Annotated in this window: 11 protein-coding genes; 9 read left to right on the top strand and 2 right to left on the bottom strand. The window is 71.3% G+C overall.

The genetic code is table 11. The features are described from left to right. The first annotated feature begins 524 nt into the window (after positions 1–524). The 6 genes from ACFWY5_RS57490 to ACFWY5_RS57465 all read left to right on the top strand — a co-directional run bounded on the left by ACFWY5_RS57490 (position 525) and on the right by ACFWY5_RS57465 (position 8,228). Positions 525–3,110 carry an ATP-dependent Clp protease ATP-binding subunit gene (locus ACFWY5_RS57490; protein ID WP_379640318.1) on the top strand — a complete coding sequence of 862 codons (2,586 nt, stop codon included), beginning with the start codon at positions 525–527 and terminating at the stop codon, positions 3,108–3,110. Between the two features lie 343 nt (positions 3,111–3,453). Further along, positions 3,454–4,302, top strand: coding sequence for a hypothetical protein (locus ACFWY5_RS57485; protein WP_379623193.1), 849 nt, complete (start codon positions 3,454–3,456; stop codon positions 4,300–4,302). 202 nt (positions 4,303–4,504) lie between these two features. Further along, the gene (locus ACFWY5_RS57480) at positions 4,505–4,849 is read left to right on the top strand and encodes an MmcQ/YjbR family DNA-binding protein (RefSeq protein WP_379623195.1); all 345 of its coding nucleotides are present in this window, start codon (positions 4,505–4,507) and stop codon (positions 4,847–4,849) included. Positions 4,850–4,974: 125 nt separating this feature from the next. Continuing rightward, on the top strand, positions 4,975–5,613 hold the full coding sequence (locus ACFWY5_RS57475) for a GPP34 family phosphoprotein (RefSeq protein ID WP_379623197.1): 639 nt from the start codon (positions 4,975–4,977) through the stop codon (positions 5,611–5,613). Positions 5,614–6,076: 463 nt separating this feature from the next. Further along, entirely contained in the window at positions 6,077–7,549 is a 1,473-nt protein-coding gene (locus ACFWY5_RS57470) for an APC family permease (protein WP_379623199.1), read from the top strand. Positions 7,550–7,628: 79 nt separating this feature from the next. Continuing rightward, a complete protein-coding gene (locus ACFWY5_RS57465) occupies positions 7,629–8,228 on the top strand; it encodes an SAM-dependent methyltransferase (protein ID WP_379640317.1) in 600 nt (199 codons plus the stop codon). 6 nt (positions 8,229–8,234) lie between these two features. On the opposite strand, the gene def is transcribed toward ACFWY5_RS57465, so the two are convergent. Next, positions 8,235–8,756 (bottom strand): peptide deformylase, encoded by a 522-nt coding sequence (gene def, locus ACFWY5_RS57460; RefSeq protein WP_379623203.1) that lies wholly within the window; start codon positions 8,754–8,756, stop codon positions 8,235–8,237. A 106-nt stretch (positions 8,757–8,862) separates the two neighbouring features. Here def and ACFWY5_RS57455 point away from each other — a divergent pair, with 106 nt between their 5' ends. Further along, positions 8,863–9,654 carry a class I SAM-dependent methyltransferase gene (locus tag ACFWY5_RS57455; RefSeq protein WP_379640319.1) on the top strand — a complete coding sequence of 264 codons (792 nt, stop codon included), beginning with the start codon at positions 8,863–8,865 and terminating at the stop codon, positions 9,652–9,654. Between the two features lie 246 nt (positions 9,655–9,900). Here ACFWY5_RS57455 and ACFWY5_RS57450 read toward each other — a convergent pair whose 3' ends face one another. Then, on the bottom strand, positions 9,901–10,422 hold the full coding sequence (locus tag ACFWY5_RS57450; RefSeq protein ID WP_379623205.1) for a hypothetical protein: 522 nt from the start codon (positions 10,420–10,422) through the stop codon (positions 9,901–9,903). Between the two features lie 53 nt (positions 10,423–10,475). Here ACFWY5_RS57450 and ACFWY5_RS57445 point away from each other — a divergent pair, with 53 nt between their 5' ends. Further along, complete coding sequence (locus tag ACFWY5_RS57445) at positions 10,476–11,402, top strand: GNAT family N-acetyltransferase (protein WP_379640316.1); 927 nt, start codon at positions 10,476–10,478, stop codon at positions 11,400–11,402. 45 nt (positions 11,403–11,447) lie between these two features. Further along, positions 11,448–11,696: DUF4132 domain-containing protein (locus ACFWY5_RS57440; protein ID WP_379640314.1), on the top strand; the 249-nt coding region annotated here is incomplete at its 3' end.

Genomic DNA, 11,696 nt, shown 5'->3' with positions numbered 1-11,696 from the left:
GCAAGCCCCCGCGCGCCCACAGTCGCCGCGCGCGCCAGCCCCCGCGCGCCCCGCGTCGCCTAAGCCGCGCCCCTGCGCCCCAGCGCCCCAGCGCCCCCGCGCCCCTGCGGATCGCGGATTGCGCCCAACGCGCTGCCCCTTGCCGGACGGCCACCCTCACGCGTCGCCCTCCCCACCCTCACGCGTCGCCCTCCCCGCACTCACACGTCGGGCGGATCGCGCCCACGCGTCGGGCGGATCGCGCCCACGCGTCGCCTCTCACGCGCGTCCGTCCAGGCGCGTCCCGCCCCAGGGGGTTGGCCCCTGCCGGAGGGCACCCCCTCGCGTTGACCCCCTCCCGGGGGTGCACGCCTGGGGTGACCGCCTCTGAGGGGGTCAACCCCTGGGGGTGGGACGTCTCGGGTGTTTGCCCGCGCCATGGTGGTGGTGCTTTCGGGGCGGTAGGAGGGTTGGGAACTTTGCGGAAACCTGGGGTTGTTTGTCCGGGTTTCCGGTAATGGGCCTTTCCGGAGAGGGGAGAGGTCATGTCGGAAGCATCGCCGTTCGGGTCGTTCTTTGGCAGGGATCCGTTCCGCGGGTTCGAGGAGCTCACAGGCCGGGTCTTCGGCGGTATGGACGCGTGGCCGCCCTCCCGTCCCAGCGTCCAGCGTGTGGACGTGGGCAAGCTCCTCAGCCAGTCAGCCCGCGACATGCTGACCAGCGCCCTGGAGATCGCCGCCCGCCGCGGCGCCCACGACCTGGACGTGCTCGACCTGCTCGACGCCGCCACCCAGGACGACCCGGGCCGCGCGCTGCTGCAGACCTCGGGCGTGGACGCCGACCGCCTGCACGACCGCATCGCCGCCCTCACCGGAGCCGGAGCCGGAGCAGGCGCCGGAGCAGGCGCCGCGGGCCAGCCGCCCGACACGTTGAGCCCGGCCGCGAAGCGGGCCATTCTCGACGCGCAGCGCGTGTCCAGAGCGCTGGGTTCCTCCTACATCGGCCCCGAGCACCTGCTGCTCGCCCTGGCCGCCAACCCGGACTCCAGCGCCGCCCGCCTGCTGGCCGAGCAGGGCGCCTCCGCCAACGAACTGCAGCAGGCCCTCATGTCCGGCGCCGCCCAGCCCACCCGCCGTACCGAAGGCTCGACCAAAGGCTCCGGCGAGACGCCCGCCCTCGACGAATACGGCCGCGACCTCACCGAGGAGGCCATGCAGGGCAAGATCGACCCGGTCGTCGGCCGTGAGGACGAGATCGAGCAGGCCATCGAGGTGCTCTCGCGCCGTACCAAGAACAACCCGGTCCTCATCGGCGAGCCGGGCGTCGGCAAGACCGCGATCGTGGAGGGCATCGCCCAGCGCATCGTCAACGGCAGCGTCCCCGACACGCTCAAGGACCGCCGCGTCATCGCCCTCGACCTGACGGGCATGGTCGCCGGCTCCAAGTACCGCGGCGAGTTCGAGGAGCGGATCAAGAAGGTCATCGACGAGGTACGCGAGCACGCCGACGAGACCATCGTCTTCATCGACGAGGTCCACACCCTGGTCGGCGCCGGCTCCGCCGAGGGCGGCATGGACGCGGCCAACATCCTCAAGCCCGCCCTGGCCCGCGGCGAACTTCACGTCATCGCCGCCACCACCATCGACGAGTACCGCAAGAACATCGAGAAGGACGCGGCGCTCGAACGCCGCTTCCAGCCGATCCTCGTCCCGGAGCCGACGGTCGAGCAGACGGTGGAGATCCTCGCCGGCCTGCGCGACGCCTACGAGGCGCACCACCAGGTCCGCATCACCGACGAGGCGCTGGACGCCGCCGCCACGCTCTCCGACCGCTACATCTCCGACCGGTTCCTGCCGGACAAGGCGATCGACCTCATGGATCAGTCCGCCGCCAGGGTACGGCTGCGCGCCCGCACCCCCGGCGCCGACGTACGCGAGCTGGAGGAACGTCTCGACAGCCTTCACCGGGACAAGGACCAGGCCGTCTCCAGCGACGACTTCGACCGCGCCAAGGAGCTGACCCGCGAGATCGACAAGCTCCGTCCCGAGCTGGAGAACGCCCGCCACGGCGACGACAGCGTCCCCGAGGTGTCGGTCGCCGACATCGCCCAGGTCGTCTCCCGGCGCACCGGCATCCCGGTGGCCCAGCTGACCGAGCAGGAACGCGACAAGCTCATGCGCCTCGAAGAGCACCTCCACCAGCGTGTCATCGGCCAGGACGAGGCCGTGGTCGCGATCGCGGAAGCCGTGCGCCGCGCCCGTGCCGGCCTGTCGGACCCGAACCGCCCGATCGGCAGCTTCCTGTTCCTCGGCCCGACCGGCGTGGGCAAGACCGAACTGGCCCGCGCCCTGGCCGACGCGCTGTTCGGCGGCGAGGACCACATGGTCCGCATCGACATGAGCGAGTTCCAGGAGCGCCACACGGTCTCCCGGCTGATCGGCGCCCCGCCCGGATACGTCGGCTACGAGGAGGCCGGGCAGCTGACCGAGGCCGTGCGCCGCCGCCCCCACGGCGTGATCCTGCTCGACGAGATCGAGAAGGCCCACCCGGACGTCATGAACATCCTGCTCCAGATGCTCGACGACGGCCGGCTCACCGACGGGCAGGGCCGTACCGTCGACTTCACCAACACGATCGTCATCATGACCAGCAACATCGGCGCCCAGCTCATCCTCGACTCCACCGGCGACGCGGCCGAGCTGGAGGAGCGCCTCATGGACCTGCTGCGCCACTCGCTCCGCCCCGAGCTCCTCAACCGGATCGACGAGACGATCATCTTCAAGCGCCTGGAGAAGGAGGAACTGCGGCAGATCGTGGACCTCCTCCTGGAGAAGACCCGCCAGCGCCTGAAGGGCCAGGACATCGGCATGGAGGTCACCGACGCGGCCAAGGACTGGCTGGCCGAGAAGGGCTACCAGCCGGAGTTCGGCGCCCGCCCGCTGCGCCGCACGGTCCAGCGGGAACTGGACAACCGCCTGTCCACCATGGTGCTGACCGGCGAGGTGGGGGAGGGCGGCACGGTGAAGGTGGACGCCGGCACCGACGACCGCCTCATGCTCCACGCCACCACCCCGGAACCCGCCGCCACCTCCCAAGAGGTCCCGGAGCAAAGCCTGGAATCCTCCAGCTAACCCCAGGCGCCGGGTCCCGAGGCGTGTGCGGGCTCCGGGTCCATCGTGCCGTGCCCGCGGCAGGCGTCGGTGGGTCTGGACTGTGGCCTGGTCTGTCGCGGTGGGATGGGGTGGGGGTGTGGTCTGTGGCTTGGCGGGGGTGGGGGAATGGCCGGGTGGCGGGTGGGGTGTGGGTGGATCTGGTAGTTATGGTCGGGTGCGAATTAAGCCTTTGGCCGCGCTCGCGGCAGCCGTACCCCTGGTGGCCGGATGTGCGGCCGGAGCCGCCGGGTCGTCGTCGAGCGCGCAGAGCAGTGCGCACCCCCTCGGATCCGGCACCGCCGGCGGTACGGAGAGTTCGAACGTGACCCCCTCCAAGACACCCGCTGTGAAGCGGCCCAAGGTTCCCGCGGGCACCACCGCCGGATATGTCGTGTTCGACCGGACGACGGGGAAGATCGTTGTTCACCAGAACGCGCGCAGGAAGTTCCGGTCGGCCTCGGTGAGCAAGATCCTCATTGCGATCGACTTCCTGGAGACCCACAAGAGCGTCCAGGCGGGTGATGCGCGGCTGCTGCGGATCATGCTGCGCTCCAGCGACGACGGCGCCGCCACCTCGTTCTGGAACCGGGGCGGCAAGGGCGCGATCATCACCCGGATGGCCCGCAAGCTGCGCCTGGCCGACACCACGCCGCCGCCCGCCTCGAAGCCCGGTTTCTGGGGATACGTGTCGCTGAGCGCGTACGACATCGTCAAGACCTACCGCTACCTGCTCGACACCGCCGACCCGCGCGTGCGCGACCTCGTCCTCGGCCATCTGCGCAAGTCCACGCGGTGCGGGACCGACGGCTTCGACCAGTCGTTCGGCATCCCCGGCGCGATCCCGCGTCCGTGGGCGGTGAAGCAGGGGTGGTCGGGGTTCGGCCTGACGCCTCCGGTCCGGTGCGCGAACACCACCGCGGCGGCCGAGATCATCCCCGCCTCGGCCGGAGCGCCGATCGGGGGCGGCCCCATCAGCGTCCTGGCCGCCAGCGCGCGCGGCACCACGGTCCCCGACTACGGCCACCCCGTGCTCCACACCACCGGCCTGCTCGGCAAGGACGACCGCCTCGTCATGGCCCTGCTGACCGCCCACCCGGCCGCCGGCACCTGGGACGCGTCGGTGAAGCGCATCAACAAACTCGCCGCCGACCTGTATCGCAGCGTCTCCTGATCGCTCTGTCCCATAAGTTACGGCTTCCGCCCCCCAACCCGCATCGCCGACCCCGGCGGGCGCCCGTCGAGCGCCGCTCGTGAGGGCTCACGGCGTACTCGCCGTAACGCCGCCCCGTGGGCCGGTTCCCTGGTCAGGGCGGCCAGCGCGGGAGACGAGGCGGCGGCCGGGAATTGTCGGTGGGTCCGGTTAGGGTCGAGCCGTGATCACTGTTGAGGACGTGCGGCAGGTGGCGTCGCGGTTGCCGCGCTCATCGGAGCATCTCATCCGGGACCGGGTCAAGTTCCGGGTGGGCAGCATCGTCTACGTGGCCTTCTCCAGGGACGAGACGATCATGGGGTTCGGGTTCCCGAAGGAGGAGCGGGAGGCGCTGGTGGCGGCGGAGCCGGAGAAGTTCCTCATGCCGTCCCAGGGTGACCTGCGCTATCAGTGGGTCCAGGCCCGGATGGCGGCGCTGGAGGTGGACGAGATGCGGGAGCTGGTCGTGGAGGCCTGGCGGATGACCGTGCCGAAAAAGGTGTATGCGGAATATCTCGCGACGCAATGAAATATCATTCTAAAACGCGTTGCACCTAATTAAATGGGACTAGCCCGGCGATCATCCGTCTGATAGATATTTCGCTCTGGTCATGTGAGCGGTATCGAATATCGGGCTTCCACAAAGGGTGAATCATGCGGGCGCTAGCCGACGAGCTCTTCCTGGTCGGCTGGGACACCACGAGCACGGGGCGTCCGCGGCTGCATGTCCAGGGAGTCGAACTGGGGCTGGCCGGGGCGCTCATCGGCGAGCTCGTGCTGGCCGGGCGGGTCGGGGTGCGCGGGTCCACGGTGCGGCTGGTCGATCCGCGGCCGGTTCAGGAGGTCGTGGCCGACCGGGTGCTCGCCGACATGGGCAGCATGCCGCAGCACACGGATCTGCGGACCTGGCTCGTGTACCTGTCGCAGCGGGCCGTCGACGACGTGTCCGGGAGAATGATCCTGGCCGGATTCCTAGAACGTGAAGCGCCGAAATTATGGCGCCGCAAGCCGGGCCGCTTTTTCGCCACCGATTTCGGTCCGGCCGCATGGCCCAGAACACGCCTCCACATGGCGCTCACCCGATGGCAGCCGCTCGACCCGCACGACATGGCACTGGCGTCGCTGGTGGAGGCGTGCGGGATGACCGACGTCGTGGTGGAGGACCCGGCCGAGAGAAAAACCGCCCGGCGTCATCTGACCACCGTCCTGGCCGCGCTGCCGCCGCAGCTGACCGACCTGGCCCGTCATGTCCACGCCGCCGTCGGCGACGCCGTCCTGACCTACCGCACCTGACCGGCCCCGCCCCATGCCCACTCACCGCCCACCCAGCTCCCCCCGGCGCCCCCGCCCTCCCCAGGGCCCCGGCTCCCCCGAAGGCCCCGCCTTACCGCGAAGCCCCCGATTACCCGGAAGCCTCGGCCCCCCGCGACGCCTCGGTTCACCGCAATGCCGCAGATCGCCGCAATGCCTCGGATCGCCGAGAAGCCCCGGACCGCCGCCAAGCCGTGAGTTACCCGTAGGCGGTGGGTTGGTCCTGAGCCGTGGGTTGCCGGGAGGCTCCGGGCTGCGGACAGCCTTTGGGTGTGCCGGGTGGGTATGCCGGGCCTCGGGGATCGCCCCGCCCGGGCACCTCTCGCCCGTGAGCGAACGGCCGAGCGGCGGGCGTACCCGCGCGAGACGGAAGGGCCCGGAGCGCAGCCGCCGCGACCCCCACTGACCAGCAGCACCCCCACCCCTCCACACAGAAAGGATGCCGATGGAAACCCCCCAGCCAGACCCGATCACCCGCGCTCTGGCCGCCGATCGGCTCGGCGCCCCCTCGGTCGTCTACTTCGTCCTCTCGGCCGCCGCCCCGCTCACCGTCGTGGCCGGCGTGATGACCACCGGCTACAGCGTGACGAAGATCACCGGTCTCCCGGTCGCGTTCCTGGTGGTCGGACTGGTGCTGGCGTTGTTCGCGATCGGTTACGTGGCGATGGCCCGCCACATGGCCAACGCCGGCGCCTTCTACACCTACGTCAGCCGCGGCCTCGGCCGCCCCGCCGGCATCGCCTCGGCCTGGGTGGCGCTGATCGCCTACAACTCCCTCCAGGTCGGCCTCTACGGCGCCTTCGGCGCGGCCGCCACACCCATCGTCGAACGGTGGTTCGGGACGGCGCCGCCCTGGTGGGTGCTGTCGCTGATCGTCTGGGCGCTGGTCGCGGTGCTCGGCGTCATGCGCGTCGACGTGAACGGCCGGCTCCTGGCCATCCTGCTGACCCTGGAAGTGGCGGTCATCCTGCTGTTCGACTTCGCCGACCTGGCCAACCCGGCCCCCGGCGGCCTGTCGCTGGAGACGTTGTCGCCCGGCGCGCTGTTCGTGCCGGGCGTGGGGGCGCTGCTGGTGATCGCGACGCTGGGGTTCGTCGGGTTCGAGTCGTCGGTGGTGTTCTCCGAGGAGAGCCGCGACCCGCGCCGCACCGTGCCCCTCGCCACCTACTCCTCGATCGTCATCATCGCCTGCCTGTACGCCCTGTCGGCCTGGGCCATGACGGTGGCCACCGGGCCGGGCAACATCGTGGCCACGGCCACCAGGGACGGCGCCGAGACGATCTTCGTCCTGGCGGGTTCGCACCTGGGCTCGCTGGTCGTGGACATCGCCCGCGTCCTGTTCGTCACCAGCGTGTTCGCCGCGATGATCTCCTTCCACAACACGACGGCCCGCTACTTCTTCGCGCTGGGCCGCGAACGTGTGCTGCCCGCCGTCTTCGGCCGCACCCGCCCGCGCAGCGGCGCGCCCCAGGCGGGCTCGATCGCCCAGAGCGTGCTTGGCCTGGTGGTGATCGTCGTCTACGCGGTGCTCGGCCTCAACCCGCTGGTCCAGCTCTTCTTCTACGGCGGCGCGTTCGGCGGGTTCGGCGTCCTGCTGCTGATCTTCACCACGTCGATCGCGGTCATCGTGTTCTTCGTGCGCGAGCCGAGCGGGGAGAGCGCGCTGCGCAGGCTTGTCACGCCGGTGCCGGCGGCGATCCTGCTGGCGGTGATGGTGTGGCTCGGCTGGGCGAACATCGACGCGCTGCTCGGGGTGCCGCCCGGCGACCCGCTGACCTGGATCCTGCCGCTGGTGTACGTGGCGGCGATGGCCTTGGGCGTCAGCTGGGCGCTGGTGCTGCGTGCCCGGCAGCCCGCCGTCTACGCCCGGGTCGGCCTCGGCGCCAAGGCCGTCACCGCGCACGAGGCGGCCCGGTGACCGTGCGCCTGGCGCGCTGACGGTGCGGGCGGGCCGGGGCCCGGGTCCCGGCCCGCCCGGCGGCGTTAGCATGGCGATCATGGAGGAACCCGACTGGCACGGCTGGCACACCGGCTACGACTCCCCAGGTTCTCCGTTGTGGCGCAGGCTGAGGGTGGTGCGCGCGGCGATCTCCGGCGCGCTCGACGCCGGCGCGCGCACCGTGGTCAGCCTCTGCGCGGGCCAGGGCCGCGACCTGCTGCCCGTCCTGGCCGGACACCCCGCGCGCGCCGGGGTCAGCGCCCGCCTGGTGGAGCTCGACGAGCGCAACGTACGGCTGGCGCGGCAGTCCGCCCCCGAAGGCGTCGAGGTCGTCGCGGCCGACGCCGCCCTCACCGACGCCTACGCCGGAGCCGTCCCCGCGGACCTGGTCCTGGTCTGCGGCGTCTTCGGCAACATCACCGACGCGGACGTCCGCCGCACGATCGGCTACCTGCCGATGTTGTGCTCACCGGGCGCCACCGTGATCTGGACCCGCCACTGCCGCGAGCCCGACCTGGGGCCGCGGGTGTGCTCGTGGTTCGCCGAGGAGGGCTTCGAGCTGGAGGGGCTCACCCGGGAGGACTTCACCGTCGGCGTCCACCGCTACACCGGTCCGCCCCGGCCGCTGGAGCCGGGCCTGCGGATGTTCACCTTCTGACCCGGCTCAGGTGGTGGTCAGCGACTCCTCGTAGGCCTTGAGCACCTGCTTGCGGCGCTTGGCGGGGAGGCGGTCGATGTAGAGGTGGCCGTCGAGGTGGTCGCTCTCGTGCTGCAGGCAGCGGGCCATCAGGCCGGTGCCCTCGACGGTGACGGGGGCGCCGGTGAGGTCCTGGCCGTGGACGGTGGCGACGTCGGCGCGGGGCAGCGGCGCGTACTGGCCGGGGACCGACAGGCAGCCCTCGTCGCCCGGGTCGAGATTGCGCTCGCCGACCGGCGGGAGTTCGAGCGTGGGGTTGACGACCACGCCCACCTGGCGCTCGCCGTCGGCGTCGGGGCAGTCGTAGATGAAGACGCGCAGGCCGACGCCGATCTGGTTGGCGGCCAGGCCCACGCCCTTGGCGGCGTACATGCTGGCGAACATGTCGTCGACCAGCGCGGCCAGTGCCTCGTCGAACCGGGTGACCGGCTCGCAGGGGGTGTGCAGCACCGGATCCCCGACGTACACGATCGGACGGACCTCTCCCACGACGGACGCCCTCCCTAGATGCGAAAGATTCGCAACAAGTGTACGGCACCGCGAGTCTCGCCATTTAAGACACATTCTTCCAAATCCTGAGATGCAGACTAGGGTGATCCTCATGTACACACACGGCCACCACGAGTCCGTTCTGCGCTCCCACCGCTGGCGCACCGCCGAGAACTCGGCCGGATACCTCCTGCCCCACCTCAAGCCGCACATGAGCCTGCTGGACGTCGGCGCGGGACCCGGCACCATCACCGCCGGCCTGGCCACGCGCGTCGCCCGCGTCACCGCCGCCGAGGTCACCGACGAGGCGCTCCAGCTCTCGCGCGACGAGGCGGCGGCCAGGGGAGCGGGCAACATCGACTTCGCCGTGGCCGACGTGCACGCGCTGCCGTTCCCCGACGACACCTTCTGCGTCACGCACGCGCACCAGGTGCTCCAGCACGTGGCCGACCCCGTGCGGGCGCTGCGCGAGATGCGGCGCGTCACCAAGCCGGGCGGCATCGTGGCCGTGCGCGAGAGCGACTACGCGGCGTTCGCCTGGTACCCGGAACTGCCGGAGCTCGACGCGTGGATGGACGTCTACCAGCGCGCCGCCCGAGCCAACGGCGGCGAACCCGACGCCGGGCGCCGGCTGCCGTCGTGGGCCAGGCAGGCGGGCCTCTCCGACGTGACGACCACCTCTTCCACGTGGTGCTTCTCGACACCGCAGGACCGGGAGTGGTGGGGCGGCATGTGGGCCGAACGCGTCGTCTCCTCCGCGCTGGCCCACCAGGCCACCTCGACCTGCCTGGCCACCGCGCCGGACCTGGCGCGGCTGTCGGAGGGCTGGCGCACCTGGGCGGCCGACGAGGACGGCTGGTTCTCCATCCTCCACGGCGAACTCCTCGCCCGAGCCTGAGAAAGCACGCCCGGGGGCACCGGAGGTAGGGGCAGTGCGACCCCCGTGCGCTCAGAGGACAGCACCACCGCCCCGTGGCTCGCCGAATGGTGGGTGGGCTGAGGGCCGATGACCCGAAGGCCGGGCAACAGCGGAGTCGTCACGGCGAGCACCCCGTGAGCCCTCACGACCGGCGCTCGACAGACCCCGGCCCACGACGGCGAGTCCGGGCAAGGGGGCGCGAGCCGTAACGTAAGAAAAGGGGGGTCAGATGCCGAGAGTGGGGGTGCGCTGCCAGCTCGGATCGCGGTAGAGGACGACGTCGGTGCCGTCGAGGAGTTCGTCGGGGGCGGAGATCATGGTGATCTCGCCCATGGACTGGAGCTCCAGGAGCAGGTCGCGCACCCGCGGCCCCACCGGAAGGCGGCCCACCGGCAGGTCGAGGCCCGAGCGGATCAGGTCGGCGATCTCCGACAGCCGGAACGGCCCGTCGAACCCGGCGATCACCCCCCGCACCGTGCTCATCGTGATCAGCTGCTCCGCCTCGGAGTGTGCCAGCTGCCAGATGATCTGCTCCCTGCGTCCCCCGCTGCCCGCGCAGTTGGTGCAGGGCCGGGTGACGCCGGGCGCCATCGTCTCCTCGCCGGAGCCGAGGCAGCCGGTGCACCGGTCGTTCTCGGCGGCGTGGAGCTCGGCGGGCATCCGGCCGGCGAACGAGGCGCCGCACGAGCAGGCGTAGGCGTCGTCGCCGAGCAGGGCGCCGGGAGTGGGCGAGATCGTGTGGTTCATCGTCGAAGACTCTACTTGCTAGAGTCCCCCGACCTGGAAGTTGTGGAGGAAGTGTGCTCTTTCGCCCCTCGGTCGAGTCTGATCTCGACCGCCTGCTCGCCTGCACCGTCGATGACGGCATCAGCTGGGCCGACCCCGGCCGCCTGACCGGCTTTCTGGCCGACGGGCAGTACCGGCACGACCGCGTCTGGATCGCCGAGCAGGACGGGCGTGTCATGGCCCGCGCCGTCTGGTGGGGCTTCGCCGGCAGCGACCAGCCGATGGCGCTCGACTGCGTCTACGTCGACCCCTCCGTGGAAGACCGCGTGGCGCTCGCCGCAGACCTGCTCTCCCACGCCCACGAGGTGTACGGCACGCGGCCCGCCTACCACGTCTTCCTCCCGAACGGCTGGCGCGAGCGCCCCGCCGTCGCCGCGGCCATCGCCTGGCGGCAGGAGGCGGCGGCCCGCGCCGGGCTGACGTTCGAGCTGGAGCGGCTGCGCTACGAGTGGACCCAGGACGACCCGCTGCCCGCCGCCTCCGGCCGGCTGGTGTTCAGGACCGAGGACGACGACGAGGTGTTCGCCGAGGCGTTCCGGCGGGTCGCCGAGGGCACGCTCGACCACGAGACGCGCGAGGCGCTGGCCACCATGGACCCGATCGAGCAGGCCAGGCAGGACGTCGAGGACTACAAGTCGATGCCGGGCGAGCGTTCGTGGTGGATGCTGGCCCACACTCCGGGCGGCGACCTGGTCGGCGTCGCGCTGCCGTCGGCCAACAACGGTGGGCCGGTCGTCGGCTACCTGGGCGTGGTGCCCGAGCACCGCGGCCACGGCTACGCCGACGACCTGCTGGCGGAGATCACCAGGTTCCTGGCCAGGCGGGGCGCGCGGCGGATCGCGGCGGACACGGATCTGGGGAACGTGCCGATGGCGCGTTCGTTCGAGCGGCTCGGGTATCGGAACTACTCGATCCGCCTCGTCCTGTCATCGGCCGAATAATCCGGCAAAACGGGATTGTCGCTGACTTCTGCAAAGATGCCAGCCATGTCGGAAGATGTGACGTGGGTGGAGGCCGGAGGCGGCTACCGGCTCGCCCTCGACGGCGGCGCGCTCGCCTGCCAGAACGCCGCCGGCAGGCGGCTCAAATCGGTGCCCAAGGCGGTCAAGGACAGCCCCGCCGCAGAGGAACTGCTCGCCCTGCGCGACCACCTCGCCCGGCACGAGGCCGAGTGCCTGGCCACGGTGGAGTCCTGGATGCTCGGCGGCCACCCCACCACCGCTCGGCCCGCGCCT

The organism is Nonomuraea sp. NPDC059007 (assembly GCF_042740555.1).
In the GTDB taxonomy this organism is placed as follows: domain Bacteria; phylum Actinomycetota; class Actinomycetes; order Streptosporangiales; family Streptosporangiaceae; genus Nonomuraea.
The sequence above is the reverse complement of the archived record's forward strand: the minus strand, read 5'-3'. Positions and strand labels throughout refer to the sequence as shown.

What these genes read in the sequence shown, in the direction of transcription:
- ACFWY5_RS57490 (WP_379640318.1), top strand. Translation starts at nt 525, where the DNA reads ATGTCGGAAGCATCGCCGTTCGGGTCGTTCTTTGGCAGGGATCCGTTC.
- ACFWY5_RS57475 (WP_379623197.1), top strand. Translation starts at nt 4,975, where the DNA reads ATGCGGGCGCTAGCCGACGAGCTCTTCCTGGTCGGCTGGGACACCACG.
- ACFWY5_RS57470 (WP_379623199.1), top strand. Translation starts at nt 6,077, where the DNA reads ATGGAAACCCCCCAGCCAGACCCGATCACCCGCGCTCTGGCCGCCGAT.
- ACFWY5_RS57465 (WP_379640317.1), top strand. Translation starts at nt 7,629, where the DNA reads ATGGAGGAACCCGACTGGCACGGCTGGCACACCGGCTACGACTCCCCA.
- ACFWY5_RS57450 (WP_379623205.1), bottom strand. Translation starts at nt 10,422, where the DNA reads ATGAACCACACGATCTCGCCCACTCCCGGCGCCCTGCTCGGCGACGAC.